This window comes from Paucilactobacillus nenjiangensis (assembly GCF_005405445.1).
Taxonomy (GTDB): domain Bacteria; phylum Bacillota; class Bacilli; order Lactobacillales; family Lactobacillaceae; genus Paucilactobacillus; species Paucilactobacillus nenjiangensis.
Window position 1 is genome coordinate 1 of the sequence record NZ_BJEB01000038.1, and the last position, 20,888, is coordinate 20,888.

Annotated in this window: 14 protein-coding genes, 1 pseudogene and 1 other annotated feature; of the genes and pseudogenes, 10 read left to right on the plus strand and 5 right to left on the minus strand. The window is 38.1% G+C overall.

Translation table 11 applies throughout. The features are described from left to right. Nucleotides 1-115: 115 nt before the first annotated feature. Complete coding sequence (locus tag FFM59_RS06510; protein ID WP_137602245.1) at nt 116-904, minus strand: putative ABC transporter permease; 789 nt, start codon at nt 902-904, stop codon at nt 116-118. Nucleotides 905-949: 45 nt separating this feature from the next. Beyond that, nucleotides 950-2,119, minus strand: a complete 1,170-nt coding sequence (locus FFM59_RS06515) for a DUF2075 domain-containing protein (protein ID WP_137602246.1) — start codon at nt 2,117-2,119, stop codon at nt 950-952. A 334-nt stretch (nt 2,120-2,453) separates the two neighbouring features. On the opposite strand from FFM59_RS06515, the pseudogene gdhA reads away from it, so the two are divergent. From gdhA to FFM59_RS06535, 4 genes and pseudogenes are all read left to right on the plus strand, one after another. Further along, a pseudogene (gene gdhA / locus FFM59_RS06520) lies at nt 2,454-3,800 on the plus strand (NADP-specific glutamate dehydrogenase). Between the two features lie 134 nt (nt 3,801-3,934). After that, a complete protein-coding gene (locus FFM59_RS06525) occupies nt 3,935-4,549 on the plus strand; it encodes a flavodoxin (protein WP_137602247.1) in 615 nt (204 codons plus the stop codon). Nucleotides 4,550-4,839: 290 nt separating this feature from the next. Next, the gene (locus FFM59_RS06530) at nt 4,840-6,261 is read left to right on the plus strand and encodes an NAD-dependent succinate-semialdehyde dehydrogenase (protein ID WP_137602248.1); all 1,422 of its coding nucleotides are present in this window, start codon (nt 4,840-4,842) and stop codon (nt 6,259-6,261) included. A gap of 139 nt (nt 6,262-6,400) precedes the next feature. Then, nucleotides 6,401-7,786, plus strand: coding sequence for a L,D-transpeptidase family protein (locus FFM59_RS06535; RefSeq protein WP_137602249.1), 1,386 nt, complete (start codon nt 6,401-6,403; stop codon nt 7,784-7,786). A gap of 60 nt (nt 7,787-7,846) precedes the next feature. Here the strand turns inward: FFM59_RS06535 and FFM59_RS06540 are convergent, their stop codons facing one another. The 3 genes from FFM59_RS06540 to FFM59_RS06550 all read right to left on the minus strand — a co-directional run bounded on the left by FFM59_RS06540 (nt 7,847) and on the right by FFM59_RS06550 (nt 10,761). Then, nucleotides 7,847-8,365, minus strand: a complete 519-nt coding sequence (locus FFM59_RS06540; RefSeq protein ID WP_371858086.1) for a methylated-DNA--[protein]-cysteine S-methyltransferase — start codon at nt 8,363-8,365, stop codon at nt 7,847-7,849. A 6-nt stretch (nt 8,366-8,371) separates the two neighbouring features. Continuing rightward, nucleotides 8,372-9,517 (minus strand): ArgE/DapE family deacylase, encoded by a 1,146-nt coding sequence (locus tag FFM59_RS06545; protein WP_137602250.1) that lies wholly within the window; start codon nt 9,515-9,517, stop codon nt 8,372-8,374. A 485-nt stretch (nt 9,518-10,002) separates the two neighbouring features. Beyond that, nucleotides 10,003-10,761 (minus strand): NADP-dependent (R)-specific alcohol dehydrogenase, encoded by a 759-nt coding sequence (locus FFM59_RS06550; protein ID WP_137602251.1) that lies wholly within the window; start codon nt 10,759-10,761, stop codon nt 10,003-10,005. A gap of 395 nt (nt 10,762-11,156) precedes the next feature. Here FFM59_RS06550 and FFM59_RS06555 point away from each other — a divergent pair, with 395 nt between their 5' ends. From FFM59_RS06555 to FFM59_RS06580, 6 genes are all read left to right on the plus strand, one after another. Further along, complete coding sequence (locus FFM59_RS06555; RefSeq protein WP_137602252.1) at nt 11,157-11,690, plus strand: hypothetical protein; 534 nt, start codon at nt 11,157-11,159, stop codon at nt 11,688-11,690. Between the two features lie 126 nt (nt 11,691-11,816). Next, nucleotides 11,817-12,344: a DUF1836 domain-containing protein gene (locus tag FFM59_RS06560; RefSeq protein WP_137602253.1), complete on the plus strand. Its 528-nt coding sequence runs from the start codon at nt 11,817-11,819 to the stop codon at nt 12,342-12,344. Nucleotides 12,345-12,624: 280 nt separating this feature from the next. Further along, nucleotides 12,625-15,231, plus strand: coding sequence for a bifunctional acetaldehyde-CoA/alcohol dehydrogenase (gene adhE / locus FFM59_RS06565; RefSeq protein WP_137602254.1), 2,607 nt, complete (start codon nt 12,625-12,627; stop codon nt 15,229-15,231). A 454-nt stretch (nt 15,232-15,685) separates the two neighbouring features. Next, nucleotides 15,686-15,921: a binding site (T-box leader), on the plus strand. Between the two features lie 489 nt (nt 15,922-16,410). Further along, the gene (locus FFM59_RS06570; RefSeq protein ID WP_137602255.1) at nt 16,411-18,018 is read left to right on the plus strand and encodes a xylulokinase; all 1,608 of its coding nucleotides are present in this window, start codon (nt 16,411-16,413) and stop codon (nt 18,016-18,018) included. Nucleotides 18,019-18,209: 191 nt separating this feature from the next. Beyond that, the gene (locus FFM59_RS06575) at nt 18,210-18,938 is read left to right on the plus strand and encodes an L-ribulose-5-phosphate 4-epimerase (RefSeq protein WP_137602256.1); all 729 of its coding nucleotides are present in this window, start codon (nt 18,210-18,212) and stop codon (nt 18,936-18,938) included. 380 nt (nt 18,939-19,318) lie between these two features. Then, entirely contained in the window at nt 19,319-20,716 is a 1,398-nt protein-coding gene (locus tag FFM59_RS06580) for a sugar porter family MFS transporter (RefSeq protein WP_137602257.1), read from the plus strand. Nucleotides 20,717-20,888: the final 172 nt, after the last annotated feature.

A 20,888-nucleotide genomic window follows, 5' to 3' on the forward strand; every position in this document is an offset into this window, starting at 1 on the left:
TTTACTTGATAATAGAAAATGGCACCAGTATAAATTCACAAAGTGAATCTCTATCAGTACCAAATATTGTAGAACCCTTTTTTCGTTACATTGGATTAAAGACATGAAAATCAATTTACTTACGTTTACGTAAATCGTCTAACATCTTAATGATATCGGGAACTGAAGTACTAGTATTATTTAACTTGATTGATGGAAAATTCTTCAACAAGCGTCGTTGAACGAAATTAAGGCTCAAGTTTTCATCGCTAGGATGTTGGCGATATTCTTCCAGCCAGCTTTTGTTTTGGTTGAGAAGTGAATTGTCGGCAGCCAACCGATTTTTTAAATCTAATTTAGTGCTTTCGATGGTATCACCAATTCGTTTGGTTGCAGCGCCAAATGCCAGAGCATTAGCAATCGTAAAGCCACAATCGAACATGATGATTGCTATCATGATTACGACGGTCAGAATGCCGTAGTTAGTGGCGATTTGTTCAATCATCCTTGAAATAATCGGGTGGATAAATTTAACGATTATGACCACACCAAAGCCCCAAAATAATGAAATTGGTAAGGCAACACGGCCATTTAAATTTAATGGAATTTTACTGTAATCCCACCAACGAGCTTTGAATAGTTTTTCCATCAGCCAGCTAGTTATATATTCGATAACTGTCACTAATAACGCGCTGAAGATAAAGAGTGAGAGTATATTTTGTTTGAATGGTTCAATCAGGGCCAACAGAGCCATCATACTGAACCCGTAGACAGGCACAACAGGTCCAATCAAGAAACCAGAATTCGTCCATTTATGGGTGCGAACACTGACGTAACTACTTTCCCATAGCCATCCGACAATTGAATATGCGAAAAAATATAATATCCAAATCGTGATTTGCTGTTGTAGGAATGTGATCTGCATGTTAAACCTCCCATGTTCAATGAATGTATTTCACATTGGTTAAAATTAATTGATACTTTTTGACAGTTCAAGCAAGCGCGCACGCAAAGCATCATCATAAGCTGTCAGATATAAACCATACTTACCACGCTTCATTAACACGTTCAACACATTTGCGATGAATTCTTTATACTCAGCTTGGGTAAATTTTCTATCTTTACGCTTTTTGAAAATCTCTTTATGAGAGTACTTTTCAGGAATAATCGTCATGGTATCGGTTTTTGCATCGTAACCAAATGAAGGACCAATAATCATACCCACATAATTTAGGTCAAAGCCTTGTAAAGTATAAATCGTACCAACTTGCGTGATTGAGCCTTCACGTTTGGCCCAGTGCGTCCGTTGTGGATCCCATTCATCCCATGGCAAACTAAACGTATCCATTTCGACGTTATGTCGCCCATCAATTCGTGGAAAACCTGACGTGGCAACCACACGGCTCATTCCAAACTCTTTATTGCGCTTTTTAACAGTTTCAAATAAAGACCCCGCAGTATCGAAGACTTTAAATTCAAATTCACTATTGTCAGGAAAGTCTGTAATTGGCTTTTCGGCAGTTAAATCGTCCATCCAAGCGACTTGTTGATCACTAGCCACCATCCGATATTGGAAGTTCATATCGAACATCTTATATGGATGTTTCCCGATTGTGTCGAAGAGGAGCTTTTCGTCCCAGTACATTTTTGATTGGAACACTTGCGCAAAATCATAGACAACCACCACTACCTTGGCAAGATTCATCAAATCAGTGAGTTGATTTTCTCCACGATAATGGGCATAAGGTTCTGATTTAGAGTAGAACAGGTGGGCCTCATCCACAAAAATCACATCGTAATGTTTATGATTCTTTTGAGCATCGTTGATTAAAGCGGTTGGACGACGGATTGATTTAACATTCATGTTAGGAATGGATTCACCAAGATCCTGGTAAGCTTTGTATAATTCTGGATGATTGACGACTAAGGCTGTTTTGTAGCGCTTATCAGTCATATACTGACGAACCAATTCCATCAGAACTACTGATTTACCAGTGCCGGCGGCTCCTTGAATAATTGCCACCGAGTGTTTGTCGCTATTCATACCAGCGTTGATGTAATGATTCATGTCTGTAATTACCGCTTTTTGCGAATCGGATAAATCTTTAACAAAAAACTGTGCTTCTAAAATTTTATTCATTGATTAACTCCTAATTTATTCGTATCTTGAAATTTTAACCCTATCTGAGTCAAAATGATAGTTTGATTTGTGCCAATTGCTAGGGTGTAATTGATTTCATGACAAATCTGTGTAACTAATACTTAGTTAAAAACTCTATATAAAATTAGAATAAAAGTTTGTTAATTTATCAATAATTCAATATACTTTAAATTAAAATTAAATGAAGAAAAGTAACTAATAAAGACTGATAACTTACGAAATCCAGGTTTAACAGCGATTGTGAATTTATATATTCTAATTATTTTTTAATATGATATAACTATTGTCAATCAAGTTTGAAAGGATGATACAGATGTCAGAAGCAACAGAATACTTAGCTAACGTGAAAACGTCACTAATGCAAAGAGATCCACAATAATCAGAATTTTTAGAGGCCGTTAATAATTTCTTTGGTACAATTACGCCGGTGTTGGAAAAACACCCAGAATATATCAAAGCTAACTTAATTGAACGCCTGATTGAACCTGAGCGTGCATTTCAATTTAGAGTACCTTGGGTAGATGACGAAGGTAACGTGCAAGTGAACCGTGGCTTCCGGGTTCAGTTTAATGGATCAATTGGACCATATAAAGGTGGCCTGCGCTTACATCCAAGTGTCAACCTTTCAATTGTTAAATTCTTGGGCTTTGAACAAGTGCTAAAAAATAGTCTCACTGGTCTACCAATTGGTGGTGGAAAAGGTGGTAGTGACTTTAATCCAAAGGGAAAATCTGATGGCGAAGTCATGAGATTTATTCAAAGCTTTATGACGGAATTACAACGTCATATTGGACCAGATATCGATGTACCGGCAGGTGATATTGGAGTTGGTGGTCGTGAAATCGGTTATCTTTATGGCCAATATCGTAAGATTCGTGGTTATCAACATGGAGTCTTAACTGGTAAAGGTTTGACCTTTGGTGGAAGCTTAGCTCGGACTGAAGCTACTGGCTTTGGTTTACTTTATTTCACTCAAGCCTTACTTCAAGATCAAGGCGAAGACTTAAATGGTAAACGAATCAAGGTCTCTGGTTCTGGCAACGTTGCAATTTATGCAATCCAAAAGGCCAATGAATTAGGAGCAACTGTCTTAACTGCTTCAGATTCAAACGGATTCGTTTATGATCCAAATGGAATTGACTATACAATTGTTAAACAAATTAAAGAAGTTGAACGAGGACGGATTAAAGAATATGCAGACCGAGTTACCTCTGCTGAATACCATGAAGGCTCAGTTTGGGACTTTGATTTAACTTATGATGTGGCCTTACCTTGTGCTACTGAAAACGAAATTGGTAAAGATCAAGCTACCCGTCTCGCTAGCAATGGTGCAACAGTCGTTAACTGTGGTTCTAACATGCCATGTACCCCTGAAGCCGTTCAAGTATTCCACGAAACCAACGTATTACTTGGACCAGCTAAGGCTGCTAATGCTGGTGGTGTTGCAGTATCTGCCCTTGAAATGAGTCAAAATAGTGAACGCTTATCTTGGACATTTGAAGAAGTAGATCAACGACTTGAAAAAATCATGCAAGACATTTATACCCAATCTGCTGAAGCTGCCAAGGAATATGGCTTTGGTAAAGATTATTTAGCTGGTGCCAATATTGCTGGTTTTAAAAAAGTTGCCGAAGCAATGCTCGCACAAGGTGTAATTTAAGTAAAACTAATAATAAATTTAGCTACTAAATCTGAGGATTTAGTGGCTTTTTTAATTTTTCCCAAAATATACTTGCCTTCGAGTGAACTTCAAGGTTTATGATGCAGCTATTGAACGATGAAAGAGGGAAGTAGATGAAGAGGGTTGCAGTGATTGGCAGTTTATTCGCCATCATTTTAGTATTTTTTGGAATAAGACAGTATGCAAATTACGCAGTGAAGAAAGGAAGTTCCTTTATGAATCAATTTGAAAACAATAATAACAAACAACAATTAAATAATAAGCACGAGTCAGATGAAATCCTAACTATTTATTACTCAAACTCGGGTGCCACAGAAAAAGCAGCCAAATATATTCATCGACAAGTTAGTGGTGATCTTGTTGAGATGAAATTAACACCGAACTACCCTGATGATTATCAACAATTAGCTGAAGTTTCAAAGGACCAGATTGATAATAATGTTCATCCTAGAATTGATAACTTACCAGATTTATCGAAATACCGAGTTATTTTCTTAGGGTTTCCAACCTGGGATCATCGGCCTCCTATGTTTATCAATACCTTTTTTGAAACTGGTCACTTTAACGGCCAAACTGTGATTCCATTTACAACCTCAATGAGCAGCGGAATTGATGAGAGCGCCTCTTACTTAGAAAAAATGGGCCAAAATAAAAAAATAGATTTGCAGGATGGATTTCGAGCGAATAACCAAACGACAATCGATAAATTCATCGAACAATATCAATAAAAATCATTGTATTAAAATGCTTCTTTTTAATTAGGTGGTTAACTATTTAGGTGAGTAGTAGGCTTGCTTAAATTTTCACAATCAAAAATATACATCTTCTAAAAATGCCGGCATGGTGGAAATGGTATATAACTGGTCACTTGTGAAAAAAGTTAAATTTTTAGCCGTTTTTGATTGACTATGGACAAATAAGGACATACAATAAAACCGTAATGAAAACGGTACCGAAATTTTTTTGAATGTCGCAAACCGTTGTTTCAGCATTAAACAATTAATTGAGGAGAAACAAAATGGCTTACAAAACAGTTAATCCATATACCAATGAAGTTGTAAATGAATACCCAGATGCTACTCCAGAAGAAATTGAAGCAGCACTGGCAAATGCTCAGGCACTATTTAAGAAATGGGAATTAGAAGGTCCTGAAACTCGTAAGGCTCAATTGCATGAAATTGCTGATTTAATGCGCAAGCATAGTGATGAATTGGCTAAGGCAATTACGACCGATATGGGTAAATTATTACGTGAAGCTCAAGGTGAAGTTGAATTATGTGCCATGATTGCAGATTATTTTGCTGACCATAGTACCGGTTTATTACAATCTACACCAATTGAAACCATGGCGACTGGTAAAGCACAAGTTAAGAAACACCCATTAGGTGTGTTATTAATGGTTGAACCATGGAACTTCCCTTACTATCAAATTATGCGTGTGTTCGCTCCTAACTTTATGGTTGGAAATCCAATGATTCTCAAACATGCGGCCATTACTCCTGGCTCGGCACTAGCATTTGAAAAGATTGTTCATGAATCTTCTGCTCCGGATGCTAGTCTGAAGAACCTATTCTTGAACTATGACCAAGTTTCTGAAGTTATTGCAGACAGTCGAATTCAAGGGGTTGCCTTGACTGGCTCCGAACGTGGCGGGCGTAGTGTGGCTCGTGAAGCTGGCGATAATCTGAAGAAAAGTACCATGGAATTAGGTGGAACGGACGCATTTATCGTGCTCGATGACACGGACATTGATACCGTAGCTGACATTGCTTGGAGAGCTCGTCTCTACAATGCAGGTCAAGTATGTACATCATCTAAACGTTTTATCGTAGCAGATAATTTGTACGATCAATTCTTAGCTAAATTACGCGATAATTTTGCCAAAGTCATACCTGGTGATCCACTGGATCCAAAAACATCATTAGCCCCAATGAATTCGAAAAAGGCTAAGGAAAAATTACAAGGTCAAGTTGATGAGGCTATCGAAAAAGGTGCCAACTTATACTATGGCAACGAACCAATTGATTTACCAGGTCAATTCTTCAAACCAACTATTTTGACTGATGTAAAACCTGATAATCCAGCCTTTTCTGAAGAAATGTTTGGACCAGTAGCTCAAGTTTATAAGGTTAGTTCAGATCAAGAAGCGATTGATTTAGCTAACGATTCAGACTTAGGCTTGGGTGGAATTGTCTTTAGTGGCGACTCTGCTCGTGGTGAAAAGGTTGCTTCACAAATCGAAACTGGCATGGTCTTTGTCAATAATTTCATGGTCAGCTTACCTGAATTACCATTCGGTGGCGTTAAGAAATCTGGTTATGGTCGTGAAATGTATGAAATTGGATTGAATGCATTTGTTAACGAACAATTAGTTGTTACCGCAGAACATCCAAACATGGATAATTTAGCCGGTGGCCTAGTTGCAACAGATGCTGAATAGCTCACTAAAACCGTATTCATGGAAGTTAAAGAATTATCAAAAGGTTATGGATATTAAGTTATCCGTAACTTTTTTCTTCCAATTGGGGAACATTTGTACTATTATTAAGTGCGTGGAATTTTGGTGAGGAGTAACAGCGATGAAAAAGAATAAGTTGTGGATAACCGTAAGCTTAATTGTTGGATTATTTGCTATCATTTACATTGGTGGATCAGTGTATTATCAACACCACTTTTTGCCTAAAACAACTGTCCTTGGGGCTACGATTGCCGGAAAAAACGCCAATCAAGCTGACAAGTTGTTAAGTGAAAAGATTAAAACTGCTAAGTTTTCATTAACTGAAAATGGCAAAACGGTGTTGACTGAGAAACAAGAAACTGTTGGAATCCAACAGAACTTTAGTAACACATTGAAAAAGATTATGAGTACGCAAAATGCTTGGGCATGGCCAGCACATCTGCTGGGTGTTAGTTCAAGTAAAATCCCTAATAGTAAGGCGCTTGTGAATGAAACTGTCTTACAACAGTTTGCGGATAAAACGGCGAATAGTCTGAATGGCAATCGAAAAGCATCGACGGATGCTAATTTAACGTTTAAAGACGGTAAAGTGGTTGCTACTAAAGAAACACAAGGTAACAAAGTCGAAACTGCTAAATTAGTGACGGCGATTAAGAAAAGTGTCGATCAAAACCAGACGACCGTTAACTTAAAGTCGACCTATAACAAGCCAGCTTTGACCGAAAATAGTGCACAGTTCAAGAAATTAGATACACAAATGAAGAAAATTGCCAGTGTCAAAGGAACTTTGAAAATTTACAATGACACTAAGGTCGATGTATCTTCAGCAGAGATTACTAGCTGGGTTAAGATTGATAACGGTAATGTTTCTCTTGATAAAGACAAAGTTGATGCATATTTGGATAAACTTGATACTAAGTACGCTACTTATGGTTCAACTCGTCAATTTAATTCAACTAAACGGGGTACTGTGTCTGTTAGTGGCGGTCTGTATGGCTGGACTATTAATGAAGCATCCGAAGTTAAGCAATTATCTTCAGATATTACTGCCGGAAAGAGCTTTGACCGTTGGATTACCACGAAAGGTTCTGGCTACAACAAGAATGGAAGTTCTGATATTGGTGACACTTATGTTGAAGTTGATATTCAAAATCAACACGAGTATTACTACAAGAATGGTTCACTAGTGTTGGATTCAGATGTTGTGACTGGTAAACCATCAAATGGGCATGATACTCCAACTGGAACGTATAGTGTTTGGAGCAAGCAACAAGATTACACACTACGAGGCCAAAACGATAATGGGAGTGACTATGCTTCGAAAGTTAGTTACTGGATGCCAATCGATGATACCGGGGTTGGATTACATGATTCATCATGGCAACCACAGTATGGTGGTGACTGGTACAAGACCCATGGAAGCCACGGTTGTGTGAATAATCCACCCGAATTCATGGCTAAATTATATAATGCAGTTGCTTTAGGTACGCCAGTGGTCGTATTTTAATAATTAAATCAAAAATACTATTGAGCATTTTTTTGCTCAATAGTATTTTTTTGCGTGAAATTATTTTAATGGATTAAATAAATGATCAAAGTTGGCGTGTTCATGCTGTAGTAAGGCAATTTTGGTATCAATTCCAGCAGCGTAACCAGTTAAACTTCCGTTAGCACCAACGACTCGATGGCAGGGGATGATAATCGAAATGGGATTATGACCCACGGCACCACCAATGGCTTGGGATGACATTGGTTGTTTTGCCAATGATAAACCAATCTGTTTATAGGTGATTGTTTCTCCATAAGGGACTGTCTGAAGAATTTGCCAGACTTTTTGTCGAAAATCAGTGCCTTCAGGGGCAAGCTTGAGTTCGCTAATAGCTGGATTTTCCTGGTTAAAGTAGCGGTTTAACCAGTGATGGACTATTGATGAATATTGATTGCCATGCTCACTGATGGCATTATGATTGATTGATGCCTGAAAATATTTTTGGCCTTTAAACCAAATTCCTTTGAGAGCAGTTTGATTGCAAATGATGGATAATGGTCCCATAGGGGAGTTGTACGTAGTTTCGTATAACATCATAATCTCCTAATTGTTTTGCCAATTTAAGGCAACTTGTCGGTAAGTTTCCATGACTTTAAAATAATTATCCAGAGTGACTGATTCATTTAGACTGTGGGCATCTTCCCATTGACCGGCGCCTAAGACTAGCATTGGAAATTTGTGGTCATCCTTGATGTATTCGGAGGCGTCCGTTGCGCCATGGATAACTTTCAAAATGGCGGGACTGCCAAACGCCATAGAATGCGCCGTTTGAATGGCTTGCACGAAATCACTATGCTGGTCGTTCACAACAGGGGTGAAACTAAAATTAACGGTTAAGCTCAAATTAACATCGGGTTGCTGATTCAATTCAGTGATAATTGCTTGAAGCCGTGCAATCGAATCCGCTTCATTACATTCAGGAACGGGACGAATGTTACCCTCCAAGTAGGCGGATTCGGGGATGCTGTTGACTTGATTACCACCATTAATCACGGTTACGCTGTGCACTAATGGTCCCAAGACAGGGCTTTCTGGTGCATCGTCAAAGGCGTGTTCTTCGGCAGTAATAAATTTAACTAAGTTAGTGATGGCATTAATTCCAAGTTTTGGCATAGAACTATGCGCGCCTTTACCCTGAGAATGAACCGTATAATCAATCGATCCGCTGTGCGCAAAGACAATGTCTCCACCGGTTGGTTCTCCGATAATCATGGCTGAAACATCATGGACATATCCCTGTGTGGTTAGTTCTTTTGAGCCAGCTGCACCCAATTCTTCACCGGCAGTACCGATAAAACGAATCCGATTCGTTAATTGAGTTTTGGATAATTCAATCAACGTGATGACCATGCCGGCTAAGCCAGATTTCATATCTGCTGCCCCGCGACCATAAACAATCTCGTCTTCGAGCTCTCCGCTCCATGGATTGCGGCCCCAATTTTCCAAATTTCCAGCATCGACCGTGTCCAAATGACCTGCCAACACTAAAACTTTGTTACTTGATTTGGGTCCGATTTCTGCCACGATGTTAGCTCGGTCCAAGTTATCTCCATGACTTATTAATTGTGAGTCGATATCATGTATTTTTAAAAGGTGTTGAATATATTTAGCTAACTCTGCTTCATTTCCATTAGCTGTATTAATTTTAATCATATCTTGCAAGATTCTAATTTTTTCACTTTTATCCATTGCTGTGCTTCTCTCTATATGTAATCGTGTTAATTAACTGTAAGATAGCACAAATTTAACTGGACAACAACACAACGTAAGTGGAGATACTGTGGCGATGTTTGCACCACTATCTCAATCCAGCTTTTCTCGTCACCTCCAGTCGCTTAATAAAAATACTGACATCAACTTCAAAGTACGAAGTCAATATCAGTATTTATCATTAATGCTCAGGAGCTAAGCGACTTGAAAAGCCTTTTTTTAATCCGGGTTTAAAAGTCAATTCTTTCATCTAACAAAACAAACTCTCATTGCAAGGTGCGCAATAAGAGTTCGTTATATGTTAGTTTTCAAGAATTAACCGACTTTTGCACCACTATAATAATCCAGCTTTTCTCGTCAACTCCAGTCGCTTAATAAAAATACTGACATCAACTTCAAAGAACGAAGTCAATATCAGTATTTATCATTAATGCTCAGGAGCTAAACGACTTGAAAAGCCTTTTTTATTGTGCTGTATATCCGCCATCAACGACGAATTCAGAGCCAGTTGCGAATTTAGATTCGTTAGAAGCAAGGTAAACACAAATCCAAGCGATATCGTCAGGTTCACCGATGTGACCCATTGGAGTCTTTGAACGATCGGACATGCCTTCTTCGGCACCTTCAATTCCATCAACTAATGGAGTCTTGATATAACCAGGGTGAACCGTGTTAACACGAACGTCATAATCTTTTAAAGCTGAATCAATTGCAGCCGATTTAGACATAATCCGTACAGCACCCTTAGTGGCGTTGTAAGCGCCCAAATTAGGATCGCCAATAAATCCTTCAATAGAAGACATATTGATGATAGAAGCGCCAAGATTCTTATTTTTCATGCGTTGAATACCTAGACGAGTACCAAAGAAGACACCATCTAAGTTAATATCCATAATTTTACGCCAAGTTTCGGTGCTGGTTTCTTCAATCGAACCAGTTAAACCAACTCCAGCGTTATTAACTAAAGTGCTGACTGGTCCAAAGGCCTTTTCTGTTTCATCAAATAAATCAACCCAACCGGCTTCATCAGCAGCGTCATGTTGAATGAAACGAATTACATCAGGGCCGCCAATTTTCTTAGCAGCGGCTTCACCAACATCAGCGTGACGACCGGTAATAACTACCTTAGCACCTTCATCAACGAAACGATGAGCGACTGCCCAGCCAATTCCTAATGTACCACCAGTGACAATTGCAACTTTACCATCCAAACGATTACTCATAAATGTGAACCTCCAGATATTTGTATTAGTTAATCTAACAGGCATTGCGCCATATGTGAAGAATAACACAAGTTATCCGGTTATGTCACCTAATTTCCTTCTTTTAACTATTTTTGACCTGTTAATGCTCAGTTATATCAAAATCGTTTACTATTTTGACTGACATCAAAGCTGTTTTGTAATTTGACAAGTTAATAGTTAATTGGGTAAAATATGGACAATAAATTAAATGGGGTAAATCAAATGACACTACTTGCAAGCACATTACTATTTAGGTAGCGTCCACGTAAATAAAGACGTGGGCGCCGTTTTTGCGTGCTCACGTCTGACAAAATAATGCCGTCAGATGTGATTTTCTGACGGTTTTTTATTTTGATTGAAATGAGGAAAACATCATGAGAGTTGTAAATACTTTAGGCCCTAAGGCAACAGATAGCTATGCGGCAGCACTAAATATCCCAGGTGAAGAAGAAAATGAAATTGTGCTCCATGATAATTTTGATGATATTATTGCTAATTTAGAACAGTATCAAGGAGAATATTTATTAATTCCGGCAGCATATCAGAGTAAACAAAAAGATTTTGGTTGGCGGGAACTCAGCTATGAATATTGGAATCGACTCGTAATTGAACAGGTCTTTCATCATGCATTAAAGCCAATGGTGCTGATTTCTAACTTTGACTTTCATCAAAATAAAGCAATTATCCATCCTGCAACTACGAACTTAATGAACCATTATCTAAAAGAACAGCAGTTAACGATGCCGATTCATTATGCTGGGAGCAAGGCCAGTGCGTATGAACGCTTTGTCGCGAACAAATATCGATTCACGATTGTCAGTGAAGATGTCATGGAGGAAAACAATCCATATCAAATCATTAAGCGGTATTTACCGGAGATGGTCTGGTGTCTCTATTTCATCAAATAAAGCCTCACCACTGAGCTAATTAAACAATCTTTGTTGACTAATGAATAAACTCGTAATTCTAAGTATAACTAGTTTACAAAACTAGGTGATTAAGTTACGATAACTTGTAAAGGATGGGTGAAGATAATGGCAGAAATAGAAGAGTACCACAAATGGGAAAAATCCTTGGCAACCATCGATTTTCCCAAGTGGGACGAATTACCAAAATTAGAACTGTATATGGATCAAGTTGTGGCATATGTGAATTCAATTATTGGCTCACTCGGTTTAGATTTAATCACGTCTTCAATGGTTAACAATTACGTTAAGAAAAATGTAATTTTAGCACCAGTTAAAAAGAAGTATCAAGTGATGCACATTGCAGATATTTTGATTATTACACTACTTAAATCGACGTACCCACTGGATGTCATTCGGTCGGGGATGAATCAAGTTACCTCACACAAGTATCCCAAAAAAGCATTTGATAGTTTCGTTGAATTACTGAATCAGCGGTTGTCAGGACATGAACTCGACCCTGAGGGTGGTAAAACGATTGAAGAGAAACTAATGATTATTGCAGTCGATAGTATTATTACGACACTAAAGGCACGCGAACTTTTGAAGTTAATGGAACGTGATAATCAACCTCAAGAAATCAAAAAAATTAAATAACAAATTAAAAATGGCCTTGAAAAAACTTTTTTTCAGGTCATTTTTTAAGCTTTTCTTAAATGTAAGCGATTACAATTTGTACAGTAATTCACAAACTTTTTCAAAATCATTTGATTTGGTCCATTTTCGATTGTGAAACTATGAAAACTTATGGTATAAGCAATTAAAGCCACTTTGAAAAACTCTGAACAAAGTACTTTACAAATATAAAAAACTAAAATATAATAGCACTTGTGAATAACTTAACAATTAATTTCAGACATGACATGGAGGGAATACAATGATTAAAGAACCTAACAGCAAAGAAGTCGACGTAACCGCAATGATCGATGAACTCGTTGCAAAAGGACACGTTGCCCTAGATAAGATGGAAGACTTTGACCAAGAAAAAATTGACAACATTGTGCACCACATGGCGATGACCGCCTTAGACCAACATATGCATTTAGCAAAAATGGCCTGGGAAGAAACTGGTCGTGGAGTGATGGAAGATAAAGCCATCAAGAATATGTATGCTTCAGAAGAAATCTGGCATTCAATTAAAGACTTACGGACAGTTGGTATCATTAAAGATGATCGCGAACGTCAATTGATTACCGTTGCAGAACCTTTGGGAGTTATTGCCGGAATCACACCAGTTACGAACCCAACTTCAACAACAATTTTCAAATCATTGATTGCTGTGAAGACTCGTAACCCAATTATTTTTGCTTTCCATCCACAAGCACAAAAATCAAGTGCAGAAGCAGCTCGTGTTTTACGCGATGCAGCGATTGATGCTGGAGCACCTAAAGATATTATTCAATGGATTGAAACACCAAGTTTGGAAGCAACCACTGCAATCATCAACCATGATGGTATTGCAAGTATTCTTGCTACTGGTGGACCAGGCATGGTTAAAGCTGCGTATTCTTCAGGTAAACCAGCCTTGGGTGTTGGACCTGGTAACGGCCCAGTTTACGTTGAAAAAACTGCTCATATCAAACGTGCAGTCAACGATATCATCATGTCAAAAACATTTGATAATGGGATGATTTGTGCCACTGAAAATAGTGCAGTGATCGATGATGTTATCTATGACAAAGTAATGAAAGAAATGACTGACCACAAAGCATTTGTTATCGCTAAGAAAGATCACAAAAAATTAGCTGATGCAATGTTTGATGAAAAACGTGGCGGTGTTAAGGGACCTATCGCTGGTATGTCAGCAATCGCCATTGCTAAATTAGCTGGTATCAAAGTTCCTGATGATACTAAAGTGTTAGTTGCTGAAGTGACTGAAGTTGGGCCACAAGAACCACTTTCACGTGAAAAGTTATGCCCAGTCTTATCTGTTTACCGTGCAAAGACTCAAGAAGACGCAATTAAGATTTGTGAAGCTTTACTTGATTTTGGTGGATTAGGCCATACTGCTGCAATCCAATCAGAAGATGATGAATTAATTACGAGATTTGGTGTGAGAGTTAAAGCTAGTCGTGTAATTGTTAACACTCCATCTGCTTTAGGTGGAATTGGTAACCTTTATAACGAAATGGTTCCTTCATTTACCTTGGGAACTGGATCATGGGGTAAAAACTCAATTTCTCATAACGTTTCAGCATTTGACCTTATCAACGTTAAAACTATCGCAAAGAGGCGTAATAATATGCAATGGGTTAAACTTCCAAAGGTTTACTTTGAAAAGACATCAGTTCGTTACTTAGAGGATATGCCAGGTGTTAAGAAGGTTATGTTAATCACTGGCCCAAGCATGGTTAAGTATGGTTATGCTGATATCGTTGTCAATGAATTAAAACGCCGTCCTAACGGTGACAAGATTCAATACGAAATTTTCTCAGACATCGAACCAGATCCATCGACAGATACAGTTCAACGTGGATTGAACCAAATTCGTGAATTTGAACCTGATACAATTATTGCTCTTGGTGGTGGTTCACCACTTGATGCTGCCAAAGGTATGTGGTTATTCTACGAACATCCAGAAGCTGATTTCTTCGGTGCAAAACAAAAATTCTTGGATATCCGTAAGAGAACTTACAAATTAGGTACTCCTAACAAGGCTCAATTTGTTGCTATTCCAAGTACTTCAGGTACTGGTTCAGAAGTAACACCATTCTCTGTTATTACTGATAGCAAGACTCATGTTAAATACCCATTGGCTGATTATGCCTTGACTCCAGACGTTGCCATCGTTGATCCTCAATTTGTCGAAACAGTTCCAAAGAAGACAATTGCCGAATCAGGTTTGGATGTGTTAGCCCATGCCACAGAATCATTTGTTTCAGCATTGGCATCAGATTACACTCGTCCATGGTCATTACAAGCTGCTAAATTGGTCTTTGATAACCTTGAAGCTTCATATAATGGTGATCAAGAAGCCAAAGCAAACATGCATAATGCCTCAACACTTGCAGGGATGGCCTTTGGTAATGCCTTCTTAGGAATTAACCATGCCATTGCTCATAAACTTGGCGGAGAATTCGGCTTGGCTCACGGTCGTTGTATCGCAATTACATTCCCACACGTCGTTCGCTATAATGCCTCAGAGCCTAAGAAGATGAATCCATGGCCTAAGTATGAATACTTCCGTGCCAATGATGATTATGCTGACTTAGCTCGTTACGTTGGAGTTCAAGGTAACACTAACGAAGAATTAATCGAAGGTTTCATTGATAAATTTATCAAATTAGCTCACGCTGTTGATATTCCATTAAGCTTAAAGGCTAATGGTGTTAAGAAGGCTGACTTTGACAAGGTTGTTGATGAAATGGCTGAATTAGCATACGAAGATCAAACAACTACTGCTAACCCTGTAGAACCATTAATTGCTGATTTGAAACAAATCATGATTGATGAATATGATGGGAAAAATGTGGAAAAGAAATAAATAAGTGCTGAACAAAGTGCTTAAACATTGAGTATTAACAGATAATGACCGCTATCCGAGTTTTGGATGGTGGTCATTATTAGTTAAACGGAGATGTTTGCTTTGTGAATCCGTTAAGGGAATAAGTGCTGATCATTCCGGTTATCAACGGAGCATTAGCAAAAAAATAACGGAAAGTACAATTCGAACTTGAATTGTGCTTTTTGTTATTTAAGCTAAGAGACGTTGATGGGATGAGATGCCGTTAAAGAAAATAAGTACTGAGCTCACCGAATAATTTCGGAGCACTAATATGAACGTCAATGATGATTCGCAGTTTGAATCGTTATTGGCGTTTTATTAGGTGACGGAATTGGTGAGTGAAGCCATTAAAACCAACAAAGTTCACTTAATCACCAATAACTTGTTGACATTTATTCAGGTTGGAGTATTATTAAAACAACATTAAAGATAAATTAGAGCTTTGATGAGAAAAGTAAATTAAATGACGTTTGAAGAGACCTCGTAGTTGGTGAGAATGAGGAACGAAGTTTAATTGAAAGTAATCTCTGAGAGTTGAATGCGAGTTTGAGTGTTCAATGGTTGCACCCATTATAGTGCCAAGGTATCGTCGAGTCTGGCCGTACCTGGTAAGGTATATTTCGTGAGAAGTATACATAATGAGGTGGTACCACGCAAAGCGTCCTTATTAGGCAATTAAGCCTAGTAAGGACGTTTTTTTGTGTCTTTGGTGAAACTAACTGGAAAGGGAGATGAGATTCAATGATAACAAAATATACACACAGTAATGGCGGGATTGTGCGAGTCATGTCCCTAAAAACGTTAATGAACACATAAACAAAACACACATACAATTACAAACATAAAAAGTGGGCACATAGAAACAATTCGGATTACACATAGCGACATCACATAGAATTAATACACATAGAACACTGCATCAACATAGAACAATAATAAGACCAACACACATATTAGGGAGCTTGAGCAAATGCTTGAGTTCCTTTTCTATTTGGTTAGTTAATTTGCTTTGTATTTCACAAGAATTTAAATTTATATGGTTATTTTGCGTATAAATTAGAATGTGTATTGATTTATACGGACAAATATCATACAATGTAAGCGGATAACATTTTACGTTTCTAAGTAAATAACATAATTAAATCGGAGGTTACTTCCATGAATACGGATCAAATTAAAAGTGCTATCGAAAACGGTAACACATCGCTCGGAATTGAACTTGGCTCAACCCGAATTAAAGCGGTATTAGTAGCAGACAACTTCCAGACAGTTGCTTCAGGCGATTTTGTTTGGGAAAATGAACTCGACCAAGGAATCTGGACATACTCACTTGAAAAAGTATGGGCCGGCATTCAAACGAGTTATGCTAATTTGGCAACTGAAGCCAAAGACAAATATGGTGTGAACATTAAAAAAATTGGTTCAATCGGAATCAGTGCCATGATGCATGGTTACATGGCCTTTGATAAAGATGGCGAAATTTTGGTTCCATTCCGGACATGGCGTAACAACATCACTGGCCAAGCAGCTGGTGAATTAACAGAACTATTTAACTTCAATATTCCAGAACGTTGGAGCATTGCACATTTGTACCAAGCTGTTTTGAATAAAGAAGATCACGTTAAGAACATCGATTTCCTAACAACTCTAGATGGTTATGTACATTACAAGCTCTCTGGTGAAAAGACGGTGGGAATTGGGGATGCCTCAGGAATTTTCCCAGTTGATGAAAACACTGCTGACTATGATGCAGACATGATTGAAAAGTTCCGTGCCCTACAAAACGTTAAACAATACACATGGGACATTAAAGAAATCTTACCAACTGTTAAAGTTGCTGGTGAAAACGCGGGTGCCTTAACTGATGCAGGTGCCGCATTGCTTGATCCTAGTGGCCAACTTCAAGGAGGTGCTTTGATGGCACCTTCTGAAGGGGACGCTGGTACGGGGATGGTTGCTACTAACGCGGTTCGTAAGCGGACTGGTAACATTTCTGCCGGAACTTCAGCTTTCTCAATGGTTGTGTTAGATGAACCATTGAAGAAAGTGCATCGCGATATCGACATGGTTACTACTCCAGACGGTGCGCCAGTTGCCATGGTGCACACTAATAACAGTTCATCAGATATCAATGCTTGGACTAGCCTGTTTGCTGAATTTGCCAAAGTTATTGGTGCACCACAAAAGCCTAATGATTTATATGAAGCACTATTTGATAACTCTTTAAAAGGAGATCAAGATGGTGGTGGCTTAGTTAACTTTGCTTACCTTTCAGGAGAAAACATCACTAAAATGCCTGAAGGTCGTCCATTGTTCGTCCGTAAACCAGATTCAAACTTTAATTTAGCTAACTTCTTTAAAGTACAATTGTATTCAGCCTTTGCTCCTTTGAAGATTGGGATGGATATCTTATTGCGTGAAGAACATATCAAGACAGATGTTTTGATTGCCCAAGGTGGCTTGTTCAAGACTCCAGTTGTTGCTCAACAAGTTTTAGCTGATGCATTGAATACACCAATTACAGTTATGAGCAATGCCGGTGAAGGTGGTCCATGGGGGATGGCAGTCTTAGCTTTATATGCTCAAAGTCACAAAGATGGTCAATCATTAGCTGACTATTTGGATGATGAAGTATTTAGCTCTCAAGAAAGTGCAACGCTTGAACCAGAACCAGTCAGTGTTCGTGGCTATGAGAAATTTATCGATAACTACAAAGCAGCTCTACCTGTTGAAGGACAAGCTGTTGAATCAATGAAAATGAATTAAAAGTAATTTTCTGAACATTATTGTAAAATCGGAATTGTCCAGGATTATGGGCAGTTCCGATTGTACGTTTAAATGATTTTTGACTAAAGCAATATTTGAAACAAAAATATTCTGAATTAGGTTGATTGTGATTAATCTAAAATTGCGCTACACTGTAATTGAAATTTATCGATAAAAAAGGAGATAATGAAATGCTTGAAGATTTAAAGCAAAAAGTTTATGACGCAAATATGCTCTTACCTAAACTTGATTTGGTAACATTTACTTGGGGTAACGTTTCTCAGATTGATCGTGAATCTGGTTTATTCGTCATCAAGCCTTCTGGCGTAGATTACGATAAATTACGTCCTGAAGATATGGTCGTTGTTAACTTAAAGGGTGAAGTTGTTGAAGGTGACATGAACCCATCAAGTGATACACCAACTCACATGTATTTGTATAATCATTTTCCTAATATTGGTGGAGTTGTTCATACACATTCACCTTGGGCAGTTTCATTTGCACAAGCTAAAAAAGATGTACAAGCATTTGGTACAACACATGCCGATACTTTCTATGGGGATGTTCCAGCTGCTGATGCTTTGACACAAGACGAAATTGAAGGCGAATATGAACTAAATACTGGTGAAGTAATTGTTCGGACTTTTAAAGAACGCGGAATTGATCCAGATGCTGTCCCTGCAGTTCTCGTTAGTCAACATGGTCCATTTACTTGGGGTAAAGATGCTGCAGATGCTGTTCATAACGCTAAAGTGTTGGAAGTTGTTGCTGAAATGAACTACCATACATTGATGCTAAATCCATATTCAGACAACCATGTACCACAATATCTCTTAGACAAACATTATTATCGTAAGCATGGTGCTAACGCATATTATGGTCAAGATAACGCTAAGTCAAAAGATCACGCAAAACACTAAAACTCAATCTATTAAACACGTTTGCCACTTTGGTAAGCGTGTTTTTTCAGTAAAGTTTAATAATTGCAAGAATAAATTTTCAAAAATGAAAATGATGAAAACGTATAATCTGGGGCCTGAATCATTGAATTGTGTAAATAATCACGTAACAGATTACAATATTTGTTAAATAACTTAATTTTTCTCTTGATTTATACGGACAAATACCTTATTCTAGTAAATGTAAACGTTACCGAAAATTGTATTTAAGGTTAAATATTATTAGTGGGGCAACGGAACAAAGCAATTATATTTTAGTTGGTTTAATACATTAGTCGTGTAATGTGACTTATGTGTTAAAGAATGAACAATTATATCTTATTCATAAAGGAGAAATTGCAATGGAACAAGAAAAGCGTATTCCAAGTTGGTTCATCTACTTCTTTGGATCATTTGGTGGAATTTTATTTGGTTATGATATCGGTGTTATGACCGGTGCACTTCCATTCTTGAAAATTGATTGGGCTCCAATCAGCGCATCAATGCAAGGATGGATTACTTCAGGGGTTACTCTTGGTGCAATCTTCGGGGGAGCTTTAGCTGGTCAACTTTCTGATCGTCTTGGTCGTAAAAAGATGATTTTGATCTCAGCTGTTATCTTCTGTGTATTCTCACTTCTTTCTGGGGTTGCTCCTAATCATGGTGATTTTTACTTAATTATCATCCGTGTATTCCTTGGATTGGCCGTTGGTGCTGCTTCAGCATTGGTACCACCTTACATGTCAGAATTAGCACCTGCACGTCTCCGTGGACGTTTGAATGGTCTTAACCAAACTATGATTGTTTCAGGTATGTTGATTTCTTATATTATGGATTACATCTTTAAGGGACTTCCAACTGCATGGGGCTGGAGAGTTATGTTAGCTTTCGCTGCTGTACCTGCTGTTATCTTGTTCTTTGGTGTTTTGAAGTTACCTGAATCACCACGTTTCTTGATTAAAAATGGTGATGAAAAATCAGCACGTCGTGTTCTTAGCTATGTTCGTGATAGTGAAGAAGAAATTAATTCTGAATTAGCTGATATCAAAGCAACTGCTAGTCAAGAAGACTCAGCAACTGACAAGAGCGTTAGTTATGCAAGTCTGTTTACTGGTAAGTATCGCTACTTGGTTATTGCCGGGGTTGGGGTTGCGGCTTTCCAACAATTCCAAGGTGCAAATGCTATTTTCTACTACATTCCTTTGATTGTTGAAAGTGCGTTAAAAGTCAATGCTTCAGATGCGCTTATCTGGTCTGTACTCCAAGGGGTTATCTTGGTTGTTGGTTCATTGGTTTACATGGCCATTGCCGACAAGTTCAAACGCCGTTCATTGATTATGATGGGTGGTAGTGTCATGGCTGCTTCATTCTTGCTACCAGCAATCATCAATAAAACGACTGGTACGGAACATCCGTTATTACTACTAACATTCCTTTGTATTTACGTATTCTTCTACGCATTTACTTGGGCACCACTTACTTGGGTAATCGTTGGTGAAATGTTCCCACTTGCAGTTCGTGGTAAAGCCGCTGGACTTGCATCATCATTTAACTGGATTGGATCATTCTTAGTCGGATTACTTTTCCCAGTTATGACTGCCTCGATGCCACAAGAAGCTGTGTTCGCAATCTTCGGTATCATCTGTGTATTCGGTGTACTCTTCACTAAGTTCTTTGTTCCTGAAACAAAGGGTAAGACTTTGGAAGAAATCGAAGCAGAAGGTATCAAGAGTACCGGAGCTAGTGCAGAAGCAAAATAATTTAATAAATTAACTTTTTAAGCTCATGTGCGTACAATACCCCTTAGGGTTGACACTTTAAATAATAAAAGTGTGAATCCTAGGGGGTGTTTTGCATTGTAAGTTATTCAACTATTGAAAAGCTTAAATTACTTCATGATTATCAGAAATCGGATTATGGTTTAACGGTGTA